Origin of the sequence: Natrialba magadii ATCC 43099 (genome assembly GCF_000025625.1) — an archaeon.
Lineage (GTDB): Archaea > Halobacteriota > Halobacteria > Halobacteriales > Natrialbaceae > Natrialba > Natrialba magadii.
Genome location: NC_013923.1, coordinates 109206 through 134848, shown reverse-complemented (window position 1 = coordinate 134848; position 25643 = coordinate 109206). Strand labels below are relative to the sequence as shown.

At 58.1% G+C, this 25643-nt stretch carries 20 protein-coding genes and 2 rRNA genes; 13 read left to right on the top strand and 9 right to left on the bottom strand.

Annotated features, from left to right (window positions below; translation table 11 throughout):
- The first annotated feature begins 101 nt into the window (after positions 1-101).
- The 5 genes from NMAG_RS18115 to NMAG_RS18095 all read left to right on the top strand — a co-directional run bounded on the left by NMAG_RS18115 (position 102) and on the right by NMAG_RS18095 (position 4521).
- Complete coding sequence (locus NMAG_RS18115) at positions 102-329, top strand: hypothetical protein (RefSeq protein WP_004214226.1); 228 nt, start codon at positions 102-104, stop codon at positions 327-329.
- Positions 326-1228 (top strand): cytochrome c oxidase subunit II, encoded by a 903-nt coding sequence (locus tag NMAG_RS18110; protein WP_004214225.1) that lies wholly within the window; start codon positions 326-328, stop codon positions 1226-1228. Before NMAG_RS18115 ends, NMAG_RS18110 begins: the two co-directional genes overlap by 4 nt.
- Positions 1225-2997, top strand: a complete 1773-nt coding sequence (locus NMAG_RS18105) for a b(o/a)3-type cytochrome-c oxidase subunit 1 (protein ID WP_004214224.1) — start codon at positions 1225-1227, stop codon at positions 2995-2997. The genes NMAG_RS18110 and NMAG_RS18105 overlap by 4 nt, the downstream gene beginning before the upstream one ends.
- Positions 2998-2999: 2 nt before the next feature.
- Positions 3000-3197 carry a hypothetical protein gene (locus NMAG_RS18100; RefSeq protein WP_004214223.1) on the top strand — a complete coding sequence of 66 codons (198 nt, stop codon included), beginning with the start codon at positions 3000-3002 and terminating at the stop codon, positions 3195-3197.
- Positions 3198-3357: 160 nt separating this feature from the next.
- On the top strand, positions 3358-4521 hold the full coding sequence (locus tag NMAG_RS18095; RefSeq protein ID WP_004214222.1) for a M20 family metallopeptidase: 1164 nt from the start codon (positions 3358-3360) through the stop codon (positions 4519-4521).
- Between the two features lie 131 nt (positions 4522-4652).
- Here NMAG_RS18095 and NMAG_RS18090 read toward each other — a convergent pair whose 3' ends face one another.
- Positions 4653-5147: an Lrp/AsnC family transcriptional regulator gene (locus NMAG_RS18090; protein WP_004214221.1), complete on the bottom strand. Its 495-nt coding sequence runs from the start codon at positions 5145-5147 to the stop codon at positions 4653-4655.
- A gap of 98 nt (positions 5148-5245) precedes the next feature.
- Positions 5246-6592 (bottom strand): aminotransferase family protein, encoded by a 1347-nt coding sequence (locus tag NMAG_RS18085; protein ID WP_004214220.1) that lies wholly within the window; start codon positions 6590-6592, stop codon positions 5246-5248.
- Between the two features lie 176 nt (positions 6593-6768).
- Between NMAG_RS18085 and NMAG_RS18080 the strand changes: the two genes are divergently transcribed.
- Positions 6769-8250: a CoA-acylating methylmalonate-semialdehyde dehydrogenase gene (locus tag NMAG_RS18080; protein ID WP_004214218.1), complete on the top strand. Its 1482-nt coding sequence runs from the start codon at positions 6769-6771 to the stop codon at positions 8248-8250.
- A 1-nt stretch (position 8251) separates the two neighbouring features.
- Positions 8252-9589: an aspartate aminotransferase family protein gene (locus NMAG_RS18075; RefSeq protein WP_004214217.1), complete on the top strand. Its 1338-nt coding sequence runs from the start codon at positions 8252-8254 to the stop codon at positions 9587-9589.
- A gap of 239 nt (positions 9590-9828) precedes the next feature.
- On the opposite strand, the gene NMAG_RS18070 is transcribed toward NMAG_RS18075, so the two are convergent.
- From NMAG_RS18070 to NMAG_RS18060, 3 genes are all read right to left on the bottom strand, one after another.
- The gene (locus NMAG_RS18070) at positions 9829-10452 is read right to left on the bottom strand and encodes an RAD55 family ATPase (protein WP_004214216.1); all 624 of its coding nucleotides are present in this window, start codon (positions 10450-10452) and stop codon (positions 9829-9831) included.
- A gap of 516 nt (positions 10453-10968) precedes the next feature.
- Complete coding sequence (locus NMAG_RS18065) at positions 10969-11787, bottom strand: polymer-forming cytoskeletal protein (RefSeq protein ID WP_004214215.1); 819 nt, start codon at positions 11785-11787, stop codon at positions 10969-10971.
- 27 nt (positions 11788-11814) lie between these two features.
- Positions 11815-12327 carry a DUF7344 domain-containing protein gene (locus NMAG_RS18060; RefSeq protein ID WP_049916140.1) on the bottom strand — a complete coding sequence of 171 codons (513 nt, stop codon included), beginning with the start codon at positions 12325-12327 and terminating at the stop codon, positions 11815-11817.
- A 513-nt stretch (positions 12328-12840) separates the two neighbouring features.
- Between NMAG_RS18060 and NMAG_RS18055 the strand changes: the two genes are divergently transcribed.
- The 4 genes from NMAG_RS18055 to NMAG_RS18040 all read left to right on the top strand — a co-directional run bounded on the left by NMAG_RS18055 (position 12841) and on the right by NMAG_RS18040 (position 17569).
- Positions 12841-13341: a hypothetical protein gene (locus NMAG_RS18055; protein WP_012996892.1), complete on the top strand. Its 501-nt coding sequence runs from the start codon at positions 12841-12843 to the stop codon at positions 13339-13341.
- A gap of 240 nt (positions 13342-13581) precedes the next feature.
- A complete protein-coding gene (locus tag NMAG_RS18050; RefSeq protein ID WP_004214212.1) occupies positions 13582-14832 on the top strand; it encodes a CARDB domain-containing protein in 1251 nt (416 codons plus the stop codon).
- A gap of 158 nt (positions 14833-14990) precedes the next feature.
- A complete protein-coding gene (locus tag NMAG_RS18045; protein WP_004214211.1) occupies positions 14991-16148 on the top strand; it encodes a signal peptidase I in 1158 nt (385 codons plus the stop codon).
- Positions 16149-16294: 146 nt separating this feature from the next.
- On the top strand, positions 16295-17569 hold the full coding sequence (locus NMAG_RS18040; protein ID WP_004214210.1) for a DUF5305 domain-containing protein: 1275 nt from the start codon (positions 16295-16297) through the stop codon (positions 17567-17569).
- Positions 17570-17674: 105 nt separating this feature from the next.
- Here the strand turns inward: NMAG_RS18040 and NMAG_RS18035 are convergent, their stop codons facing one another.
- Entirely contained in the window at positions 17675-18307 is a 633-nt protein-coding gene (locus tag NMAG_RS18035; RefSeq protein WP_004214208.1) for a response regulator transcription factor, read from the bottom strand.
- Between the two features lie 292 nt (positions 18308-18599).
- Between NMAG_RS18035 and NMAG_RS18030 the strand changes: the two genes are divergently transcribed.
- Positions 18600-20411: a hybrid sensor histidine kinase/response regulator gene (locus NMAG_RS18030; RefSeq protein WP_004214207.1), complete on the top strand. Its 1812-nt coding sequence runs from the start codon at positions 18600-18602 to the stop codon at positions 20409-20411.
- Positions 20412-20615: 204 nt separating this feature from the next.
- Here the strand turns inward: NMAG_RS18030 and rrf are convergent.
- The 3 genes from rrf to NMAG_RS18015 all read right to left on the bottom strand — a co-directional run bounded on the left by rrf (position 20616) and on the right by NMAG_RS18015 (position 24539).
- Positions 20616-20737, bottom strand: a 5S ribosomal RNA gene (rrf, locus tag NMAG_RS18025).
- 131 nt (positions 20738-20868) lie between these two features.
- A 23S ribosomal RNA gene (locus NMAG_RS18020) occupies positions 20869-23787 on the bottom strand.
- A gap of 437 nt (positions 23788-24224) precedes the next feature.
- A complete protein-coding gene (locus NMAG_RS18015) occupies positions 24225-24539 on the bottom strand; it encodes a hypothetical protein (protein ID WP_004267014.1) in 315 nt (104 codons plus the stop codon).
- A 118-nt stretch (positions 24540-24657) separates the two neighbouring features.
- Between NMAG_RS18015 and NMAG_RS18010 the strand changes: the two genes are divergently transcribed.
- The gene (locus NMAG_RS18010; RefSeq protein WP_004267013.1) at positions 24658-25629 is read left to right on the top strand and encodes a deoxyhypusine synthase; all 972 of its coding nucleotides are present in this window, start codon (positions 24658-24660) and stop codon (positions 25627-25629) included.
- The last annotated feature ends 14 nt before the right edge of the window (positions 25630-25643 follow it).

Sequence of the window (25643 nt, the reverse complement as noted above, 5' to 3'; positions counted from 1 at the left end):
GCAAAGAGGTGAGGAGTGGAGACTCTTAAGAAGTACACCCCATTCCAACAAACCGGTAATCCGCTTCTAACGCTAAGTAATGACTGTTCTAACCCGGTCGTATGAGCCAGACGGCCGAAAAGAAAGCGAGCAATGAAACACCGGAGCACGCCCGGGAGATCGGACACGATGAGTTCGATCCGATCGGGACGCTCACGCTGATCGGGGTCTATTTCCTGATCCTGGTGTTCTTGTGGTTCTTCATGTATTTCGTCGAGTTCCTCGGAAACGACCCCACAGTCGTCGGTGGGACCCTGGTACTCCTGGCAACTGGAGAGCGATTGCTATGAATATACACACCTACGAAAAACTGTGGCTGGTTGCAGCGATGGTGTTGATCGTCGCCTTCATCGCGACGATCACGTACGGCTCAGTCGGGCTGGGAATCACGATGGTCGGCGACCAGCAGGATACGGTCGAACCGACCGAGCTCGACGGCGACCGGTTCGACGACCCACGCGTTGCACAGGTCGGCGAGAACGAGTACGAAGCCTACGTGACGGCTCAGATATTTAGTTTCCAGCCTGATCCGGTTGTCGTCCCCGAAAACAGTGAAGTGACGTTCTACGTCACGAGTCGGGACGTTATTCATAGCTTCAGCCTCGTCGGAACCAACGTCAATACGATGGTTATCCCCGGTGAGGTATCCGAGATGGCCGTCGAATTCGACGAGCCACAGGAATACGGTGTCGTCTGTAACGAGTACTGTGGCCCAGGCCACCACGACATGGAGGGGATGGTCCAGGTCGTTCCTGAAGACGAATTTGACCTAACGGAACTCGAGGCCGATGCACCCGACGAAGTCGAAACCGGTGACGATATCGATGTTACTGCGACCGTCGAGAACCGGCAACTCGATCCGATCGAGACGACAGTCGCGCTCGAAATCGGGAACGAGACGTTCAGTGAAGACGTGACGATCGACGGCGAAGAGACGTACGAGACGACGTTCACCGTCGACTCGGCACAGCTAGGCGAGGGCGACCACGATTGGACGGTGACGGTCGATGATTACACTGACAGCTGGAGTGTGACCGTGGTCGATGAACTCGAAGACGACGATGCAGACGAAGAAACCAACGAAAACACAGATGCAGACGATGACGGCGACGAGGACGAGAGCGATACCGAAGACGAAAGCGACACAGACGAGAACGAGAGCGATGCCAGCGGAGGTGACGACGAATGACGAACACCTACATTGAATCGTTCCCCGCAGAAGCGAAGGTCGTTCGCGCGGCGTTCTACAGTTCGTTCCTCGCGCTCGCAATCGGCGGCCTGTTCGGGATCATTCAGACGCTTCACCGAACCGGCTATTACCGATTCATCGACTCGGCGGACTACTACACCGTGCTCACCGCACACGGTGTCTTTCTCGTCATTACGTTCACGATCTTCTTCCTCGTCGCGATCTTTACCTGGGCGATAACGACGAGTCTGGACCGGCCTGTCGAGGATATCCGCTTTACCTGGTTCTGGTACGGACTGATGGTACTCGGAACGATCCTCGCTGCCGTTCCGATCCTCGCCGGGTTCACGGACTCGGAGATGAGTGCGTCGGTGCTCTTTACGTTCTACGCACCGCTGCAGGGCCATCCGCTGTTTTACGTCGGACTGGTACTGTTCGTGGTTGGCACCTGGCTCGCAGGAGCCGACTGGTTCCGTTCGTGGCTGGCCTGGAAACAGGAGAACCCGGACGAGCGGATCCCGTTGCCGACGTTTATGGTGTTGACCACGATGCTGATGTGGTACATCGCCACGCTCGGCGTTGCCGCCGCAATCTTGCTGTTCTTGCTGCCGTGGTCGCTCGGCATCATCGAGTCGGTGAACCCGCTTCTCACCAGAACGCTGTTCTGGTTCTTCGGCCACCCGATTGTCTACTTCTGGCTCATGCCAGCCTACATGATGTGGTACATCATGTTGCCGAAGATTTCCGGCGGAAAGCTGTTCAGCGACCCGCTCGCACGCGTCGTCTTCGTTCTGTTCTTGATCCTCTCGGTACCAACCGGGATCCACCACCAGTATCTCGATCCCGGCATCGCTGAGGGATTCAAGTTCATCGCGATGACAAACACGATGTTCTTACTGCTGCCCAGTTTACTCACCGCCTTTACTGTCGTTGCCAGTATGGAACACGGCGCTCGCCAGCGCGGAGGCAGCGGCTATCTCGGCTGGCTGAAAGCGCTCCCGTGGCGTGATCCGGTGTTCGCGGGTATGGCACTCGCCGGACTGATGTTCGCCGCAGCCGGCTTCTCCGGAATGATCAACGCCGGAATGAACATCAACTACCTCGTGCACAACACCTTCTGGGTCGTCGGCCACTTCCACCTCACCGTCGGGACCGGCGTCGCACTGACGTTCATGGCCGTCACCTACTGGTTCCTTCCACAGGTGACCGGCAAGGCACTCTGGAACCGCTCGGTTGCACTGGGTCAGGTCGTCCTCTGGTTCGTTGGAATGACGTTCATGTCGAACGCCATGCACCGCGCTGGTCTCCTCGGCATCCCGCGACGAACAGCAGAACCCCAGTACGAAGGCTTCGAGTTCGAAGCCGCCGTCGGCAGCGTCGGCGAACTCGACGCCCAGATCGCACTCGGTGGTCTCCTGCTGACGCTCTCGCTCGTGCTGTTCTTCGCCAACATCATCGGAACAGTGCTCAACAACCGCAGCGACGACCTCCCAGCGAACGGGTACGCTGACACGCTCTCGGGCCCCTCGGACGCCCCACTGGTCCTCGACAACCTGAAGCTCTGGACGGCCATCGCCATCGTGCTCGTGATCTTCGCTTACACCTTCCCACTGCTGTCGATCATCGAACGCGGCGGCCTGTTCGGCCCCGAACTCAACGAGCTTCCGGTGAGCATCGGACTCGGACTCGAGTACCTGTGGACCACCGTCGTGACGACGGTGACGTCTGGCGTCGACACCGCCATCGCAATCATCACGGGGGTGCGTTAAGAGTGCGGATCTCGAAGGGCGCGTTGCTCATCGTCATCGCGTTCACCGCACCACTCATCGTCGAGCTTCGGACAGTGCTTGCGTGGGTCAACGTCGAACTCACCGTACTCGAGTCCGTTGTCCTCAGCATCGGGCTGATTGTGTTGATTCTCGTCTGGGCACTGTGGCCCCAGGAGGGGACGCCCCAGGCGACGGAGTAGCGTTCCGAACGGAACAACACTCCGCAGATTCCGTCGTTATTTTGGATAGAGTTCGCGAGTGAAATAGAGTAAGAGTCTCAATCCCATTCTAGAGAACTATTGTAGGACTACGTTCACCACCACCAAAAACTCTTTATTGGGAAATGGTATTTGGCAACGTATGTCACAAGATCGGCGCGAGAACGTCGAATCGCTCGTCGCAGACCTCGTTGCAATTGAAACAGAGAATCCGCCGGGGAACGAACAGGCGTGTGCAGAATACATCGTTGACTGGTTCGCCGACCGGGGTATCGAAGCCGAACTCGTCGAAGAGCCGTACGCGGATCGGCCACAGGTCGGCGTAAAAGTCGGTGACGGCGATCCAGCACTCGTTCTCAACGGACACATCGATGTCGTCCCGGCGGGCGACACCGACCACTGGTCGACAGACCCCTACGTGCCGACCGTCGTCGACGACTCGTTGTACGGCCGGGGAAGCGTCGATATGAAGACCGGTGTTGCGATCGGTATGCTCGCAACAGCACAGCTGGCAGACGAAATCGAGGCCGGTGAACTCGATGGCTCAGTCGTGTTCCATGCGGCAATTGGCGAGGAAACCGCCGAGCCAGGAACCAAGACGCTGCTCGATCGTGGCTACGACGGCGACTACGGCGTTGTCCTCGAACCAACAGCGATGCAAACGGGGACGAGCGAGAAGGGACTCGCATGGTACGAAATCCGCGTGAACGGAGACCCCTCACACGCGAGTCGTCCCGACCAGGGCACGAACGCGATTCGCAACGCACAGCCGGTACTCGACGCCCTCAACGAATACGATGCAACCGTGCGTGAACGAGAAGACGACCTCGTCGGACAGGCGTATTCGACGGTGACAATGATCGAGGCAGGAACGAAAGAGAACGTCGTTCCCGAAGAAGCGGTGATCACGATCGATCGGCGCTTCTTGCCGGACGAGACCATCGAAGAGATCGACGCCGAAATCGAGGACGTACTCGAGACGGTATCCGAAGCGCACGATATCGAGACGACGTGGGAACGGACCCGGACGTACGAATCAGCCGCGATCGAGACAGACAGCCACCTGGCATCGGTGTTTAGAAAGCATTCGAAGGCGGTTGCTGACGTGCCGACGGATGACTGGGGAGTGAGCGCTTCGACCGACGTTCGGAACTTCATCAACGACCACGGAATAGAGGCGATCACCTGGGGACCGGGTGATCTCACGCAGGCACACACGTACGACGAACACGTGTCGCTCCCTGCTGCTGTCGACGGGCTGGAGGCATTGCTTGCTGGCGCTCGCGAACTTCTGGACGAAGAGTAGCGAAACGAGAGTAGCCACTGACAGTCAGTACACACCTGTTCGCAAGGTAAGCGGTGAGCAGTGAGCGGATGTGAGAAAAAGACACCGAGCGGCGAACGGCCGTACGTTCGCCTGCTCACGCTTGCTCACCCCTACTCGACAACCTTGTCGACCATCTCCTCAGACATATTCTCGATGAGTTGGCCACCAGTCTCGAGTTCTTGAATCACGAACCGCGAAGACGTCTCGTTGACGCCCTCGATCTCGACAATATCGTCGATCAGCACGTGCATCTGGTCGTGGTTTTGCACCCGCGAAATGACGATGAAGTCGACGTCGCCCATCATGTAGTACACGTGATTCACGCCGTCGATTTCGGTGAGCGACTCGCCGACATCTTCGGCGTAGCCACTCTCGTGGGAAACGGTTACCTCCGTAAACAGGAGCATATTGAGATCGAGCGCGTGTGGATCCACGTCCGCGGAGATTGTGGTGATCACGTCGCTCTGTTTCAGATTCGTCACGCGGTAGTGAATTGCGGATTTCGAGAGCCCGAGCTCGTCGGAAAGCTCCTCGAGATTCTTGTCATCGGATTTCTCGAGGCGCTTCAAAATCTCGATATCCGTTTCGTCGAGGTCAACGTCCATTTTTCTATCCTTTGGTGAGGTTGTAGTTAAAGGTCATTACTTTCGACGAGTGGTGCGACCGGACGGGACTACCCAGTCACGCCCCGTGGCACACGGCCTCAGCGATCCATCGCCGCGTCCGACACCTCGAGTGCCTCATCGAGAACCGAAACCGCCTCGTCGATATCGTCCTCGGTGATCGTCAATGGCGGCGCAATGATCAGCGTGTTGATCATGTTCGCGACGTAGACGCCACCGTCGGATGCGGCGGCCGCAACCTCGTCGACGACGGTGGACCCCTTCGAAATCTTGTCCTCACGGGTGCCGAACGGCACGCGCTCGTCTGGATCGCGGGTCAGTTCGATGCCACGGAAAAGTCCGACACCGCGAGTGTCGCCGACACTCGGGTGCGCTTCGGCGAGCTCCTCGAGTCGGTCGCCGAGATAGGAGCCGACCTCGCTCGCGTGTTCGATGAGGTTCTCCTCCTGGTAGGTCTCGACTGCAGCGAGTCCGGCCGCACAGGCCACCGGATGGCCGGCGTACGTGTGGCCGTGACAGAACAGTTCGTCCTCGAAGTGGTCCGCGATCTCGGGTGTGACGATCGTCGCTCCAAGCGGTGCGTACGCGCCGGAGAGCCCCTTGGCCATCGTCATGATGTCCGGCTGGACGTCGAAGACGTCACAGCCGAACCACTCGCCGGTGCGACCGAAGCCGGCCATCACTTCGTCACAGATGAGCAGCGCGTCGTGCTCGTGGGCAATCTCCTTGAGCCGCGGCAGGTACTCCTCTGGCGGAACGAGAATCCCGTTCGAGCCGACGATCGGTTCGACGAGAATCGCTGCGACAGTGTCGCCCTCGAGCATCAGCATCTCGTCGATGTACTCGAGACTCTCCATCGGATCGAGCGTCGAGCCGTAAGCGTAGGGGTCGGGTGCCTTGATCGTCCCGGGGATGCCGGGTTCGCCGGCGAGTCGCCGTGGATCGCCCGTGACGCTAATCGAGCCGGCCGTCGCGCCGTGGTAGGAGCGATAGCGCGAGATGATCTTCTGTTTACCCGTGTACATCCGCGCGATTTTGATCGCGGCTTCGACGGCTTCGGTGCCGCTGGTCGAGAAGAACGTCTTCGAGAGGTCACCTGGCGTTACCTCGGCGAGTTTCTCGCCGAGTTTCGCGCGCGCTTCGGTTGCGAAACCGGGCGCGAAGTACGCACCCTCGTGGGCCTGCTCCGCGATGGCATCGGCGACGCCGTCTGCGGAATGGCCGAGGTTCGAGCACATGAGCTGACCCGAAAAGTCGATCCACTCGTTACCGTGTGCATCCTGGAAGCGGACGCCCTCGCCGCCGACGACTTCCGTCGGATCGACCTCGCTCTGGTAGGACCACGTGCCGAAGACGTACTCCTTGTCGAGACGTTCGACATCGGTGCGTTCGTCGCCTGCAGTCATTGTCGTATCGTCGTCCGTCATTCTTTCGCAAGGGTACGAAAGCATCAGGCATTAATCTTTCCCGCCAGAGAAGAATTCGCCTTATAATTCCTGATTAGAACACATATTGGAGAACTCTATTCGATTAGCATACCACTATTTGGAAATATTTCCCTATTCTCCGAAGCATTTATTTCGGCCCTTGCGGTATGTCCTCCATGGTCGAACTCGACTCGTTAGGAAAGGCAGATACGGTTCGAAACTACGTCGGCGGCGACTGGGTAACACCAGAGAGCGACGACGAACTGGTAACGACGAACCCGACAACCGGTGAGGAGCTGGGACGGGTTCCGTTCAGTTCGACGAACGACGTTGACGACGCCGTCAGAACGGCGAACGAAGCGTTCGAAGACTGGTCCGGTCGTCCCGTCGAGGAGCGAATCCAGCCGCTGTTCGAACTGAAGTCCCTCCTCGAGGAGAACCTCGACGAACTCGCAGAGATCCTCGTGCAGGATCACGGGAAAACGCGAGCAGAAGCGCGCGGTGAACTCCGTCGCGGCATCGAGAACGTCGAAGTCGCCTGTGGCATTCCGTCGATGATGCAGAGCGGCACGCTGCTGAACGCCGCGCCCGAAATCGACGAGAGTGCAGTCAGGAAGCCACTCGGCACGTTCGCCGCGATTACGCCGTTTAACTTCCCCGGCATGATCCCGCTGTGGTTCCTCCCCTACGCGGTCGCGACCGGAAACAGTTTCATTCTCAAGCCGAGCGAGCAGGACCCGCTGGTCACCCAGAAACTCTTCGAGCTCATCGACGAGGCCGGCTTCCCGGATGGCGTCGTCCAGCTCGTCAACGGTGGCAAGGACACCGTCAACGACCTGATCGACCACGACGGGATCGAAGGCATTTCGTTCGTCGGTTCCACCCCGATCGCAAAGCTCGTCTACGAACGCGCGGCCGCGAACGGCAAGCGCGTCCAGGCCCAGGGTGGCGCGAAGAACCATATCGTCGTGACCGAAACGGCGGACCTCGAGTTCGCCGCCGAGAAGACGGTCTCCTCGGCCTGCGCCTGTGCCGGCGAGCGCTGTCTCGCGAACGATGTCGTCCTCGTCGAAGAGTCGGTGTACGACGAGTTCGCCGACCTCGTCGTCGCGGAAGCCGAAGCCCAGACGGTTGGCTACGGACTCGACGACGGAACGGATATCGGCTCGCTCATCAGCGAAGAACACGAGACGACCGTTCGCAACTACATCCAGACCGGTATCGAGGAGGGTGCGACGATGCTGCGTGACGGTCGAGACGTCGACGTCGACGGTTACGAGGAGGGGAACTTCGTCGGCCCGACCGTCTTCGGTGACGTGACCGAGGACATGGTCATCTCCCAGGAGGAAATCTTCGGTCCGGTGCTCGCACTCGACGCCGTCGAGTCGGTCGACGCCGCGATCGAGCGCATGAACGCGAGCCAGTTCGGAAACGCCGCGAGCCTGTTCACCGGCAGCGGTGCTGACGCCCAGAAGTTCCGCCACCAGGCCGAAATCGGGAACATCGGTGTCAACGTCGGCACGTCGGCCCCGATGGCCTTCTTCCACTTCGGCGGCTGGAAGGACTCGTTCTTCGGCGACCTGCACGCCCAGGGCGAGGACATGATCCAGTTCTACACGGACAAAGCAATCTACATCGAGCGCTGGCCTGACGCCTAATATGACGACACCCGCTGAGGAAACGACACTGTCCGACGAACTCGAACAGTCGTACGTCGAATCGACGCCGCGGTCCCGGGAACTCGCCGAGCGAGCGCGAAACGTAATGCCGGGCGGCGATACGCGCTCGGTGACGTACTTCCGTCCGTATCCGTCGTACGTCGAATCCGCACACGGTGCACAACTCGAGACGGTCGACGGAGAGACGCTCCTCGACGTGCTCAACAACTACACGCAAAGCGTGCTCGGTCACGCGCCAGAGCCGGTCGTCGACGACGTCTGTAGTCGGTTCCGAGCAGGAAACGGCGTTGCAGCACCGACGGAGCCAGCGGTTGCACTCGCAGAGGAACTCGTCGGCCGCGTCCCGTCAGTCGAGCAGGTCCGGTTCTGTAATTCGGGCACCGAAGCGACGATGAACGCGATTCGGGCTGCGATGGCCTGGACCGAAAACGAGCGTATCTGTAAGATCACCGGCGGCTACCACGGCACGCACGACGTCGTCGAAGTCGGCGTCGCAGACGATGGACGGGAACACACGGGGATTCCGCGGACCGCCGAGCAGCGAGTGCAGACGGTCTCGTACAACGACACCGAACAGCTGAAAGCGACGTTCGAGGCCGTCGGTGACGAACTCGCGTGTCTCATCCTCGAACCGATCCTCGGCGTCGGCGGCATGATTCCGGCCACCGACGAGTTCCTGCAAACGGCACGGGATCTGACCGCCGAAACCGACACACCGCTCATCTTCGACGAGGTGATGTCGTTCCGACTCGCGCCCGGCGGCGCACAGCAGCGCCGCGGGATCGAACCGGACCTGACCGCGTTCGGAAAGCTGATCGGTGGCGGACTTCCGGTCGGTGCCGTCGGCGGCCGCGCCGACCTGATGGCACAGTTCCATCCCGAAACAGGCTCCGTCGATCACTCCGGGACGTTCAACGCGAATCCGGCGACGATGGCTGGCGGTGTCGCAACCCTTCGAGAACTGGACGCGGACGCCATCGAGACGCTGAACCAGCAGGGAGCCGATCTTCGCACGCGGCTCCAGGAGATCGGCGACGACGCCGACCAGCCGATCACGATCACCGGCGAGGGATCGCTGTTTCAGATCCACTTCACCGACGAACCGGTCCGAGACCTCGCGTCATCGTCGGCTGGCAATCCGGCCTCGGAACAGCTCTTCCACGAAATGCGCCGCGAAGGCGTCTTCATCGCACCGCGCGGAATGGGGAACCTCTCGACGCCGATGACCGGGTCGGACCTCGACCAGATTGCGACCGCGTTCGATCGGGCACTCGAGTCCCTCGGCTATAGTAGCCACTGCAAGTCACTGCACACCTGATCGCCAGCCTGCTCGGCGAGCAGTGTGTGAATAGTTGCAGTTGTTACTATAGTACCACTCATTGACGCCCTCCCCGAACGGGGGAGACTTCCGCAACGCACATCGTCAGCAACCAGTCTTCCGGTGGTCTGGGAGTGATGGAGACCCCATCCTCATCGACTTACCCGTCGCAAGCGGTAGTCATGAGGGCGATGTAGATGCGTGTGCGACACCTTCGACAGTGTCGGCAGGAGACAGTCTTACAACGCGAGTCCGGTCATCGTGACTGCCGGGTCAGAATCGTCACCAGTTTCGACGGAGACGACACCGTCGAACAACTGTTTGAGCGTATTCACAGTCTGTTCATCGTGTGCAGCAGAATCGATGAGGTAGATGCCGAGTCCGTCCGCACTCTGAATGCGGCCCGTGAAAACGTGCAGGAAGCGGAAAACAGTCTCGAGGTTTGAATACATCAACAACGTCGAAATCGAGTGTAGCATGACCCGGTTCTCGGTGAGTCCGCGCTTCTCGTAGAACGCTTGCAGGTACTCGGACACGGTGATCCCAATGCCTGTCATGTCGTTTGGCGAGGAGACGTATGACACCTGGTCGCTGTCAGCAGTCGCGTTCGATTGTTGTTTCGAAACACAATCGACGATCCCAAGCGGCGGATCAGGTGTCTGTATGCGCTCGGAAAACCCGGATCGCATGGTGTCGGCATTGTCCTTCGTCGTTACAATGATCGATCCATCCCCTCGTTCGGCCCCCTGTGCGAGAACGTCAAGCGCCAGTCGTCGCTTCCCAGCGAGCGGTGGACCCGTCACGAGGACGTTGGTCCCGGGAGCAATCGTGGCGTCCGGCTGGACGTCCGCGAAATCGTACATAGTAGTGCGTGCCTCCGAAGATTTCGACTGACGGTCGCGATCACAGCGCAGTTGTCTGAAAGTCAGTCATAACGTTGGGAGTCACAAATATAACTGTTGTGAAGAACTGCGAATGACCAGACACCGCGCCCTCAGCAGTTACTGACGGTATTTACCAATACCACCATATGTATTTAAACAAACGGAATACAGGAAGCTAACGGTCATCATATTGGAATACAAGAACGTTTGATGTGGCTCAGTCAGTTGACTCGGCTATGTGAACGACCCTTCCCTACCCTACCCTACCCCAACCTACCCCACTCGTTCACCACGTTAGCAAGTCGAGAATCAACGATTCTCGTCACCAAATAAGACCGAAGGACTCGCGAACCGCGCGGAGTTTCGCTGCGCTCAGGCACGGACACAAAGCCTTCCGAACGACCACGAGGAACTCGACCTGCCTTGCCTGTAAATGCTCAACTTGGGGAGGGGGGGAGTGCTCAGACCGTCTGCGACTCTGTTCACTCGAATTGATTATGCGCCGATCACGTCGCCATCGGCTGTGATACTCGAACCGCCCGACGTGTCAGGCGGTTCGTCGAACATGACGTCCTCACCGGCATGTACGTCACCGTTGAGATCAGCACCGGCCTTGAAATGGATAGTGCCGCCTGCTTCGATGCTTGCACCACCCGTGATATCGACATCCCCTTCAAACGTGATGTCGCCATCGGCGCTGATATCGCCCCGAAGTTTGGTCTCCCCTTCAAAGGTGAGATCACCACCTGCATCGATACTTCCGCCGCCACGGATATCCACATCGTCCTCGAACGAACCATCGTCGTCGACCTCAATGTCGTCGTTCGAGTCGACTTCATCCTCGTACGTTTCCTCCTCGTCGTCACTACCGCACTCGAGTGGGATGGCATGGGCCGTCGTTCGCTCGGCGGTGACACTGACGCCACCGCTGGTCACGAGTTCGACGGAAACGGGAGCCGCCGTATTCGCCGCAGAATCGCCGCAAGCGATGCTGACGACGTACTCGTCGTCGGACTGGTCGACTGTGGTATCGAAATCCGCTGCGTCGACACCATCAATCGACACGGACCCGATCTCGACTCCATCGATCTGGCCCGTCGTATCCGTCAGGTGAAAGAGGTCAACGTCACTCTCGGGAGTGAGTGTGGCCTGTTCAGAGGTGTCAGTGATTTCGAGGAGACTCTCGTTGTCGGCGGCCGTCTGCACCGAAACACCGCGGTCTGCGCTGATCGTTCCGAATCCGAACACCGGACCAGTCAGCACCACTGCCCCGAGGATGATGAACCCGATTCCCAGTGTTGTAATCGTGCGCATAGGTGTGTCTTCGTAGCGTAGTGGCGTTTACGGCGGCCGCTCGACGTCGCCGAGACGCATTCGGCGATTCTGTACGACGTGAACGAGCGCAGAGCCGACGAACAGCGCGACGACGAGCGTCGACCAGCCGAGTGCCGACACCGTTTCAGTCGGGACGAGTTCTAGCCAGAGTCCTCCCATCACGACCGTCGCGATCGCGGAGAGACCGAGGTAGTACAGCCCCCATGGAACCGAGTCGCCAGGGACGATATCGAGGTAGATCTCAAGGTCGGCGGCGTTCTCCGTGAGTTCGATCGTCCGGTCGTCGAACCGCACCATTCCTTCCCGATCGAGCGTCGGGAGGTGTGTCTGCTGTAGCGAGGTGTAGATTCGCTTTCGTTCGGCAGACGTGAGTTCGGCGACCTCCTTGTCTAACTCCCAGGCTGCGACGTGCTCGGCGAGTTCACCGAGTTCGACGGGCCGATCCTCGCGCTTGCAGTAGTGGATGACGTAGCGTCGACGGTGGTTACTCAGCAGGTCGAAGATCGTGCCCTGATCCAGAGACTGAGAGCGAGACTGAGAGCGAGACTGAGAGCGAGACTGTGACTGCCCAGCTGCGCCCCCCTGTACAGCGGAGTCTGCAGTATTGGTCTGCGCATTGGTCGCTGACGCTGTCGACGCTTCGCTGGTCCGTTCTGCTGTCTCTCCAGCCACCGTTTCGGACTCCTGGTCGGCATGACCCTGGCCTACTGTCGTCTGACTCGAGGGATTCGTACTCGATGTACTCGAGTCGGACACGTGTTCAGCGGTGGTCCCGGATTGAGCAGGCATGAGAACGGATCGGTCGTCTAGAGAGTCGGGAGTCGCGACACATAATCCTTGCCGAATATCCCGGCCCGTGGGAACGAAAACCAGGTTCAGAGAGGGCTTGAACGACGGTATCGCTCGGTCAGAAGGTTTTCTGGCTGCTGAATACAAAGTAGATGGAAATACACAGTATGAAATACGAACTGCGTGACGACGGTCGATGACGATGACGATGAGATCGTCGATCGCGCGGGAAAGAGATATATCATGAAACTCAACCGACGAACGACACTGATTGGACTGGGCACGATTGTTGCAGGCGGCGGGGCGGCACTCGGAACGGGTGCGTTCGACACAGTCGAAGCGGATCGGTCCGTGGATATCGAAACAGCAGGCGACGAGGGAGCACTGCTGGGACTCGAGATTCTAAGTGACAGACTCGCTGGAGACGACAACGAGGATGTCATCGAATTCGATCTGGATGACCTCAACCAGAACGCAACCACGACGTTCGAGGACGCATTGGAGATTACAAACAACGGGACAGAGACGGTAGATATCACGATTGAAGACGAAGGCGGAGAGGATCTCATCGGTGCAGACGGTGAGCCAATGTGGTTCAACCCTGAATCGTCAAGTGACGAGATTGAGATTGGAGCGGACGACGAAAATCAGGTCACGCTGGATGTTGAATTCGATACGACCGGGGATGAAGAGCCGGCGTTCCCAGAACAGATCACAATCAGCGCCGAAACAGACGACGAATAAACGGAAACTAGCCACGGCTACGATCACGGCCACGTCACAAGCACGCTATACCGATTGCGGCGGACAACAGTTCCCATTTGTCTGTAACTGTGGGGTACCGTGACCAGGGTACAGAACGCGACCAGAACACTTCACCGACGCTCACCAGCCATGTTTGCCACTGGTGGCTGGAGTCCAGCCTTCGCACGCGACACAACAAACTGAAAGGCAGCGACAGATAGCCGCCACGATCGCACGGAGATGAACGGTAAACTCCTCCTCGTCTGTCTACTCGCACTCTGCGCCACAGTGCCGACAGTGGCCGTTTCGGTGGCAGGCGAACCAGCAGCCGAACCCCAAACTGAAACCCTCGCTGATGGCTCGCTCACACTCGAGTCCACAAGTCCCTACGCGATCATCGACGACGACACCGGCGGTGCCGAGACAGGCGAACTCGAGGTGAACCTCACGCAGCTCAACGACGAGGCAGTGACGACGATAGACGACTTAATGGAGATTACAGCACACGACGACTCTATCGAGGAAGTCGCATTCGAGAGTGACGCGCTGACGTTCTACGAGAGTGCCTCCCGGACACCAATCACAGCCGCCAATCCAGTGTCACTCGATGCGGATGAGTCGGTGTCTATCGGAGTGACCGCCGATACGACAGTGCCTGCAGACGAGTATAGCAAGGAGCACGCAGAGTATACGGTTGCGATCGAAACGACCGATGACGAGACGAGGCCACAGCCGTCGGGTCCTGAACTCACAGTAACGGATGTGGCAATTTCGGTGCGCGAAACGACGGGAGACACAGGGACAAACCAGCAGCTACAACCGGGGAAGCCCCTGGTAGTGACCGCAACATACGAAAATGTGGGCGACACTACCGGCAGCAAACCGGTAACGCTGTCCGCCAACGGGACGATCGTCGACACCGGCTCGGTAACGCTGGATCCGGGAGAGACCGACACCCTCCAGTTCGAGTGGCATCCACACTCTCCAGGTCCACTCGAGATCGGAATCGGCGACGAGGACGCACTGCTATACAGTCAGACTGTACCCGTCGGCGATGGTTCGGACCACGAACCCGAACTGGTCGTCGACGAGACGGTACTCGAGTCGGATGCGGTTGACCCCGGCGAGGAGACGACTGTCCGCGCGACGGTTTCGAACACCGGAAACAAGGCGGGAACGTTCACACCAGGACTCGCCGTCGGGGGCCTCGTCGTCGATGACCGCGCTGTTTCGCTCGCGCCGGGAGAGCAAGCGACGGTGGCGTTCGCGTTCAGTATGGACGACCCTGGGACATACGAGCTGGCAGTTGCGGACGAACCTGCAGGGACTGTGACGGTTGGCGAGGACAACGCCACCGTGCTCACACCGCTCTCTGTGACTGAGTTCGCTTCACCGACGGTCGTCGTAGCAGCCCCACCGGCAGCGATCACGCTCGTTCTCGTCTGGTATAGGGGTGTCGGAAGGATTACGTCGATTCGGTTGTATCGATGAACAGTATCGAACACACAACCACGGAGGCCAGTAGCGAACACCCCATTTCGGTGATCAGCAACGAACGGTCAGGGTTTCGGCGTTCCCACGGATCGTCGTGGTCTCCTGACGGAACAACGGCTACTAACCCCATATTGCAACCACCCAACCACTGACCAATGCGGGCACTTCTGAGTCGAGCGCTCGGTCTCGTTCTGACACTCGTCATCGTCGCGCTGTTACTTGGCCAGCTACTCGGCCAACCGATTCTCCTCGGCTATGTTGCTACCGGGAGTATGGAACCGACGATGGACGCAGGCGATGGCTTCATCGCCGTGCCAAGCGCCATCTCGGGTTCGCCAGCGGAAGGTGACGTTGTCGTCTTCGACGCGATCGATCTCCACGGCGGAGAACTCACAACTCATCGGATCGTCGGCGAAACCGACGAGGGCTACATCACGGCTGGCGACGCGAACCCGTTCACAGATCAAGACGCCGACGAACCGCCCGTCAGCGACGAGCAAATCGTCGCCCACGCGCTACAGGTCAATGGAGAGGTCGTCACCATCCCGTATCTCGGGTCCGCCATCATGGGAGTCCAATCCGTCATCGAATCCGTGTTCGGAACGGTCACAGCCACCCTCGGCGTCACAGCCGTATTCAACGCTGATAACGCCGGTGCGCTGCTCGTCGGCGTCGGGATCGCCCTCCTCGGGTTCGGCGTCCTACTCGAGACCGTCGGCCCAAGAAAACGAGACACACGACGGTCGCGAAGCCGCCCAAATATACTCGGGATCTGGGCGACGATCGGGCTCGTGTTGCTGGTATTCGTCACGTTCGCAACGGCGTCGATGGTGCTCCCCTCGGGTACGATCGCATTCGGCGTTGGAAGTGCAACCACACCGAGTGAGAACCCACAGGTCGCAGAGCCCGGCGAACTCGTCGAAATAGAGCACGAGACCGAAAACTCGGGCTACCTTCCGATCGTCGTCACTCGAGAACCGGGACACGAGACAGTGAACGCGAACCCAGAGTGGCAGACGATCTCGCCGCGGAGTTCTGACGCTGCGACTGTGACCGCCGTAGCGCCGGCCGAAACTGGCGAGTACACCCGTCACGTCGAGGAACATCGATATCTACTGGTGTTACCGCCTACACTCCTGGTCTGGCTTCACAGTCTCCATCCGCTCGTCGCAATTGCTGCGGTAAACGGCGTGATCGTCGGTATCACCGTCGCACTCATGATCGCACTCTTTGGCACGACCGATCTCCGACTTCGGAATCCCGGTGGTAGCCTCCCCCTCCTTACGCGGCTTCGGCGAAAATTCCGATACTAGACCCGATCTGACAGCTGTTTCGAACCAGTATCGTTATGAGTCCCGACACGCAGACATTCACACGAATTCCGCACTCACTGGCCAGACAGTCGAGGAACTCGGCGTAAACGGAAAACTCGTCCAACTGACGAGTGAGGGAGACTACGATGATCGATAATCCGCGGTTCGACCTGGTTGCCGCCAGACACGGCCAGCGGCTTGTACTCATACTCCTCGTCGTTGGCCTCGCACTGCTCGTGCTGACAGGGTGGGTCGTCGCGACACCAGCCACAACAACAGTAACACAGGAAGTCGGTGAAGAACACATCGAGACGAGCGTCTCCACGAGCGCCACCGTCGTTCAGGACGGGCTGTGGGAAAACGGAACGACACTCGAGTCGAGTCCAGTCTATACGTACAACGACACCCCCGAGCTAACGATTACAGCGGAAACGACGCTCACCGATTCCGGTGAGCCACTCGACGAGGCGACCGTCACTCACGAACTAGCAGTGGTTTACGAAGCCGAACGAAACGGCGAGGTATTCTGGAGCGACCGCGACGTGGTACGCAACGAGACGGCAGTCGTCGAGGACGGACACGCAAGCACTGCAGCGACAGTTGATGTGCGAACGATCCGGGAACGGACGACCGAGTTAGAACAGACGCTCGATGGCGTTGGAGACGTCTCTGTCTCAATCGATATCGAACGCGCCTACGAAACGCCCTCGAACAGTGGTATGGAAAGTGATGCAACACCACTGACGCTGACTGGGAACGCATACTGGCTCGAGGGCAGCCACGAAATCGTAGACACGAACCCAGAGACAGCACCGGTGGAAGTACAGGAGTCAACGAATACGGCTGGTGTCGGTCTGCTAGCCCTGCTCGCAGTGCTCTCGCTAACGGGAGCGACACTCGTTGCAGCACGATCGAATGTTGATGTCTCGGACGCCAAACGACGGATGCACGAGCGACGCTACGACGAGTGGATCTCCAGGGGCTCGATACCGATGTGGATCGGCGAGCATCATCTCGAACTCGAGACGCTGGAGGACGTCGTCGACGTCGCCATCGATACGAACGAGCGCGTCGTCCACGATACGCAACGAGACCTGTTTGCGGCCGTTAACGGCGATGTCGTCTACTACTACAGTGATCGTGGCGGCTGGGGTGAAACGGCGTGGCCGACCGTCGAAATCAACCATGACGAGTCCGCAGTATCCGAGACGACCGGCCAGCAACACCCACAGGCACCGTCGGCTCACGGCACCACAGAGACACCAGAGAAAAGAGCTGAGTCGAACCCAGAAGCGACGGAAACTGTCGATGTTCCCGAGAGCGAGGAGAGGGGAGAAGGTGACGAAGAGGATACGACGACTGAAATCACGAAAACAGACTTGCCAGATCCCGACGACGATGACGCCTGGGAGCAGATTTGAGCGCGAATACACCCCATTACAGACCAGTTCCAGCGAGAAGTAGGACGAGGGTCTCTCGATTAGAGACAACGGGCCAGAGACCGAAGATCAGAGCCCGGTACCCGCTCAGTCCGAACCGTGTGAGCGATGATCGCCAACGCTGTCCGTGCCAGAGTCGATATCGCGGAAGACATCGGCGAAGTCGGTATGGTCCTCGAGACGCGCGATCGTCCGATCGGTTTCTGCAGCAATATCCTCGATACGAACCGTGAGTTCCTGATATGCCGGATTTTCAGCGAGTTCGTGTTCGGCTTTCTCCTTCTCGAGAAGGGCACGCTTCGAGACGAGCGAGTAATACTCCCGGATCGACGACTCGTATGCAGCCCGGCCGAGAACGTCTTCAACACTGGCTATGAGCTCATCCTTCGACACCGGCTTGACAAGATAGTCGTCGAACCCCATCTCGATGATATCGAAATCCGGATCGACGGCAGTTACCATCACGACCCGCGTGTCATAGCCGTTCGAACGGATCGCAGAGAGAACATCGTCGCCGGACTGTTCTGGCATCCGACGGTCGAGCAAAACGATGTTTACCGTGTCAGTGATCTTCTCGAGTGCCTCTTTACCACTATAGGCAGTGCTGACAGACCACTCCGCAGACAACCAGCTTTCGAAGAGATCCGCAAGTCGTGGCTCGTCATCAACGACAAGCACCTCCGACTGCTCACTTGTCGGAGAGCCATTTCGTTCCGTCATTGGTCATGCGCCTGGCAAGTGAAAGGTAGCACTGGCATATAAATCTCATGACCGATTCGACGATTCGGAAATGGCATGCCAGCAACATTTAGGGTGTGACACAACTCACACTGCCCCCAGCCAACACAGCCCTGTGCTAGATCATTGTACGGATTGGTGATACGATATCATATTCCGACCGAACCAAACTAGTAACAGAATGGACATATTGGCCGCATAGTATATACCATGTTCGTGTAAACACATTGCTAGTACACCGTTCGTCGAGTATCTTCCAACAAACACAGATGCAATGACCAGTATTCCCTCCGAACTTCGTGACCTCGCCAAAACAGCGACCGTACTACAGGTCGGTTCAGACTGGTCACTCGCCGACTACCCCGAATTTCACACCATAGAGGACGTCTTCCTTACACTCGAACACGAATCCGATCCTGAACGTGCACTCGAGCGGCTCGAAACAACAGCCATCGACTGCGTTGTCACCGATCACGAGCTGCCGAAGATGGATGGCCTCGACCTGCTCACAGCGATTCGTTCTCAGTATCCGGCACTGCCGATCGTCCTGTTTCCAGAAAATGGCAGCGAGGAACTCGCAAGCGAGGCCATTGCGTCCGGCGTCACTGGATACGTTCCACGGACATCACCCGACGCAGGACAACAACTCGTCGAACAGATTGCACAGGCCACAGCATCGTATGAACACCACCAGCTCACACACCAGCTCGATCAAAACTCTGCCGGAGTGCTCGAACAGCTCTCTGACGGTATTATCGTCCTCGACACCGAGTGGACCATTACGTACGCGAACGAGGGTGCACAGAAGTTCTTTCAGCGTCCACCCGCAGACCTGATTGGCCACACGCTTCAGGAACTCACACCAGCAATCAGTACGACCAGTTTCTACGACCACTACCACGATGTACTAGATACCGGCGGCTCGAGGCGTATTGAAGAATACTACGAGCCACAGGACCGCTGGTATGCCGAATACATCTACCCAACCGACAACGGGCTCACCGTTGTTTTCCGTGATATTACTGCACAAAAGGAACGCGAACGCGAACTCGAGGAAACAACGGCACAGCTACACGCCCTCCTCGATAACGTCGAAGCCGCAGTCTGGATTCGAGATCCCGACAGTCGGTTCGTTCTCCTCAACCAGGAGTATCGCACCAGATACGGAATTTCGCGCGAGCAGCCAGTTGTCGGACACCCACCAGAAACAGTCGTCTCCGATGCGATTGCCGCAGAAATTCGAGCACGCGATCAGGACGTTCTGGAACGCGAATCATCACTGACGTTCGAAGAGAAACGACTCACCACAGCAGGGTACCAAACGTATCTCACCAGGATTACTCCGCTGTTCGACGAAACGGGGACAGTCTCCGCAACCTGTGGCGTCTCCTCCGAGATCACAACCCAAAAGCAGACCAAACAGCACCTGGACGTACTCAACCGGATCCTGCGTCACAATCTGCGAAATGATATGCAGATCGTCCACGGGTACGCGACAGAACTCGTCACCGAACTCGACGGACCAACACAGAAACTCGCCGAACAGATACAGGACCAATCTACTGAACTGATCGACCTCGCCAACGACGCCGGGATGGTCAACCAGCTCCTCTCCCAGCCACTCGATCTACAATCACTCTCACTCCCAGCCGTGCTCTCGACCGTCGTCAGTAACCTCCGATCAGAATATCCCGACGCAATCATCACCGTCGACGTCCCCTCAACGGCGATCGTCGCCGCTGACAGACGCTTGCTAACGCTCGTCCTCGAAAACGTACTCGAGAACGGCATCGAACACACGACATCCCACCCCCCACAAGTCCACATCACTACCACCAAACACACACCCAACTCGCGTATCGAGCTTATCGTGACCGACAATGGCCCCGGCATTCCAACGCACGAACGAACAGCGGTCCTCGACGGCACCGTTTCGGCGACAACCCACAGCAGTGGCCTTGGCCTCTGGCTCATCAAATGGGGCATCGACAGACTCGGTGGCACCTTCACCATCGAACAGTGTGACGACCCAGGATGCGGTACTCGAGTACGGATTCGATTGCGAACGGAACTCGAACAGGAGTGACTACTCCCAGTACTGAAGTCGTGGGCTTTCTCCTCGAAGCTGTGTAAGCAGGAGGGAACAGTGACGTCGATCCCAATTGTACGAAGATCGGTTTTCTTCAAGCAACAGCGGTACTAGTAGTGTTGGCAATAACGACTTCACGTCCAGAAATGCAAAACGCCCCGCAGAGTTGGCACTCTGCAGGGCGTAAGTATGGAGTATGAGTAGGGGCGGCGAATCGGCTCTCCCAGAGGGTCTCCCACTCCAGTACTCACCAATACGCAGGCAGGCTTATCTTCCGTGTTCGGGATGGGTACGGGAGGAACCCCGCCGCGATGGCCGCCTTAACGCTGATCCACGGAATCGAACCGTGACTATCTGACACCAGTCTCAGTGGTCTCTTCAGACCGTGTTGTACGTGTAGTCCAGTTTGCGTCCGGACCCGTTCTCGCGTCACGGATCCAATGCGATATGTATGAATGTGTGGCTTGGCCGATTAGTGCTCGCGGGCTCAACGCCTCGTTGCCTTGGCGCGTACACCCCGAGTCTATCGATCTCGTCTTCTACGAGTGGCCTCGGTGGCTCCTCTTTTCCAGGTGGGTTTCGAGCTTAGATGCGTTCAGCTCTTACCCCGTGGTGCGTGGCTGCCCGGCACGTGCTCTTTCGAACAGCCGGTACACCAGTGGCACCCATTCGTAGTTCCTCTCGTACTATACGAACGTTCCCGTCAGGAACCATAACACCCCCAATAGATAGCAGCCGACCTGTCTCACGACGGTCTAAACCCAGCTCACGACCTCCTTTAATAGGCGAACAACCTCACCCTTGCCCGCTTCTGCACGGGCAGGATGGAGGGAACCGACATCGAGGTAGCAAGCCACCCGGTCGATATGTGCTCTTGCGGGTGACGACTCTGTTATCCCTAAGGTAGCTTTTTTGTCAGCAATTGGCCGCATCAAGCAGCCTAATTGGTTCGCTAGACCACGCTTTCGCGTCAGCGTCCGTCGTTGTGCCGGACACTGTCAGACTTCCGTATGCTCTTGCGCTCTTTCCCGCGTCTCCGACGCGGGTGAGGAAATCTTGGGGCGCGCCCGATATCTTTTCAGGCGCGTACCGCCCCAGTCAAACTGCCCGGCTACCAGTGTCCTCCGCCAGGAGTGAGAGTCGCAGTCACCATCGGGTAGTATTTCAATGCTGGCTCGGTGGCCCGCTAGCGCGGGTACCTGTGTAATGCCTCCTACCTATGCTGCACAATGGCGACCACGTCTCAGTGACAGCCTGCAGTAAAGCTCTATAGGGTCTTCGCTTCCCCTTGGGGGTCTCCAGACTCCGCACTGGAACGTACAGTTCACCGGGCCCAACGTTGGGACAGTGGCGCTCTCGTTGATCCATTCATGCAAGCCGCTACTGAAGCGGCAAGGTACTACGCTACCTTAAGAGGGTCATAGTTACCCCCGCCGTTAACGGGTCCTTCGTCCCCTTGTAAGGGGTGTTCAGATACCCGCACTGGGCAGGATTCAGTGACCGTACGAGTCCTTGCGGATTTGCGGTCACCTATGTTGTTACTAGACAGTCGGAGCGCCCGAGTCACTGCGACCTGCCTCTTTCCGAGGCAGGCATCCCTTATTGCGAACGTACGGGACTAACTTGCCGAATTCCCTAACGTCGGTTGCTCCCGACAGACCTTGGCTTTCGCCGCCATGAGTACCTGTGTCGGATCTCGGTACGGACAGTATGCTCGTCTTTTCACGGGCTCTGGGTTGACCCAGCTTACGTTATCCAGCCATTCGATCGCTTCGTGCCATTACGGCTTCCACGCTCTTCGACTGTTCAACTGGGCGAAGGCCCAGCCTGGGTGGCCCCAAAGCGTCAACTTTTATTGCATACCGGCATAGGAATATTAACCTATTTCCCTGTTGTCAGCTTCGACTTACGGGCTGACTTAGGACCGGCTAACCCTCAGCTGATCAGCATTGCTGAGGAACCCTTACTCGTTCGGCCGTCGGGGGTCTAACCCGACTAACGCTGCTACTATGACCAGGATTTTCGTTACTGAACGGTCCACACGAATTCTCATCCGTGCTTCCACCCGAACAGAACGCCAACCTACGCGATTACCCTGTCAGGGGTACGGCTCGGTCTCGGTGGTGGATTTGAGCCCCGATCATTTTGGGCGCCTCAAACCTCGGCCGGTAAGCTGTTACGCTTTTCTTAGAGGGTAGCTGCTTCTAAGCTCACCTCCCGGCTGTCTAGGGCTTGAGACCACCTTCGATCGCACTTAATCCACACTTTGGGACCTTAACCCAGCTCTGGGTTGTCTCCCTTACGGTACACAGGCTTACCCCGTGCACCGGACTCCCTGCGTCGAACGACGTTCATAGGTTCGGAGTTGGACAGGGGGGCGCACTCCTCTCGGAGTGCGGTCCCCCAATCCGTCGCTCTACCCCATGAACTATCTCGGCAGAGGTGATGCTTCGACATCTTTCGGTTGGAACCAGCTGTTTCTGGATTCGATGGGCCTTTCACCCCTAGACGTAGGTCACGTGAGGGTATTGTAGGACACCAACACTAACAGGCCTCCACGTGCCTTTCGGCACGCTTCACCTTGCCCACGTCTAGATCATCCAGTTTCGGGTCGTGCCCGATTGACTCCCCGCGCTTGAACACGGCGGCCCTCGTCGTAAGACTGCGGCCATGTCGGTTTCCCTACGCCTTCCTCGATTCTCGAGTTAGACTCGTCAATCAGGCACACTCCCTGGTTCGTTTTTCAAAACGTACGACAGAACATCGGCTTCCGTCGATTCCTACTAGAGACTCGCGTCTCGGTCGTTACTCGACGGACCTTGTATGCTCTGTCGCTCTATCGCCAACTGATTTCACGCCCTATTGCACCTCCCTTTGTGGGGTGCTTTTCAGCGTTCGTTCACACTACTTGTTCGCTATCGGTCTTGAGGAGTGTTTAGTCTTCCCAGTCGATGCCTGGGATATTCACGAGGGATATCCAACCCCCGATACTCTGGAGCTGACTCGTCTCTTACTCGTCGACAGTACGGGACTGTCACCCTGTCTCGTGCTCTGTTCCAAGAGACTTCGTGTCGAGTTTCGGAGAGTGATCGTCAGTCCGAACACCACATTGCCCGAAGGCTTCGGTTTGGACTGTATCGCGTTCCTTCGCCAGTACTAACGACATCACGTTACGTTTTCTTTTCCTGCCGATACTGAGATGTTTCAGTTCTCGGCGTTCCCCATTGCGCGAAGCAATTGCGGTGGGGATTCCCATTCGGAAATCCTCAGTTCTTTCCCTCCGTGCGGGTCCCTGAGGCTTATCGCAGCTTGGCACGTCCGTCTTCAGCTCTCAAGCCGAGCGATCCACCAGCTGGCACAGTAGCCACGTTCATCGGATCGGCGCTACATAGAATGTAGCATATCGTGACCCGGGAACGGGTCCAGTGGACGCCTGGACTACACGTACACACGGTCTCATCTGCACGCCGGTAGACGGCCGGCCTGCATTGACCCTTCCCACTCACGCTTACGCGGAGTGGTGCATCAGTTCTTTGTTGGGATCAGATCGTTGTGCCGTCCACTACTTAAGCACACGGATTCAGTCCATCCGAGTGATGCGGTCACAGACACCGAGAGTGGAGAGTGGTGACAGAAACACCAGTCATCCCAAACCATCTCTTTGTTCCCGAAAGCACCAGCAGCAATATCGCTGCAAACGTGTCAGCCACAAGGAGAGGTCAACACTCCCGTTCAACACCCGTACAACAGACTGTGTTCGCTGAAGGCTTCGAAAGAACGGTGCTGCCGAGAACCAGGAGAGGCAGCCACCTACGTCGATCGAAGATTGTTGAGTCTGTACCGCGTCGTTGCGTGCGGTCTGCGGACAACGAGTTCGTAACCGGTATCGTTCTGTTCGAGTTCGCCGGAGAGATTTCCGGGATTGCCAGGATTAAGCGAGGCAGGTGGGCTCTCGAGTGTGAAGCCCAGAAGACTCGTGCTACCTCGGACCCGGTCCGGGGTCCGTGCTTTCGCGTGGATCAGTTCGCCGTTTTGCTTGATGTCGATTTCACCCGTCAGCTCCCAGGTATCGCCGCTGTACTGAACGCGCTCGCCCTCGAGTGCTGGGAGATGCTGTTCGACCATATGCAAGGCACACGTGCGGGCCGTGTATAGTCGTTTGCCGTGAGGGTGCACTACCCGAAGCCGAAACCCGCGAACGGAAGCCGCGTGATTCAAACCGGCCAAGCCCATCTGTGGGAATATGGCCGACGATTCACGCGATCACGTGGTTCCCGGGAGCGAGGACGAGTTGACAAGCGCAGACGTACGCGGGTACGACTTCCGTGGCGAGTTCGACTTCGGGGAGTTACTCGAGACGTACGCAACGACCGGCTTCCAGGCGACACAGCTCGCCGAAGCGATCGACATTGCCGAGAAGATGCAGGAGAACGACGCGACGGTCTATCTCACGTTCACCTCGAACATTATTTCCTCAGGGCTGCGAGAAGTCGTCGCCGCGCTCGTCCGGAAAGGGTATGTCGACGTGATCATTACGACGTCCGGCTCGCTCACCGAGGACGTGATCAAGACGGAGAAACCGTTCAAGATGGGAGAGTGGGACGCAGACGAAGCGGAGTTGCGCGAACGCGGAATCAACCGACTCGGGAATATCTACGTTCCTTCCGATCGGTACGTCTGGCTCGAGGAGTACCTCTATGATTTCTTCGACGACTTCTTCGCGGAGGAGAAGGTTCGGACGCCGACGGCGTTCGCCCGTGAACTCGGGGAGACGCTCGACGATGAGGATTCGGTGCTGAAGCAAGCAGCGGATAACGACGTTCCCGTCTACTGTCCAGCGCTTACGGACGCTGAAGTCGGGAACTTCCTCTACTACTATCGGCAGGGATACGATTCCGACGTCGGCATCGAAATCCTCGACGACTACGACTCACTGATCGAGGACGGGTTACTGGCAGACGAAACCGGGCTTATTGCAGTCGGCGGTGGCGTTCCGAAACACCACGCAATTATGACGAACCTCTTCCGTGGCGGTGCCGACCACGCGATCTACATCTCGACTGGAATGGAAGGAGACGGCTCGCTCTCCGGTGCGCCGCCGAACGAAGCCGTCTCCTGGGGCAAGATCAAGGACGACGAAGAGACGAACCACACGCTCATCGAGGCCGAGGCGACGCTCGTCTTCCCGTTGCTGGTCGCCGCTGCGTTCAACTAGCAACGAAACGCGAC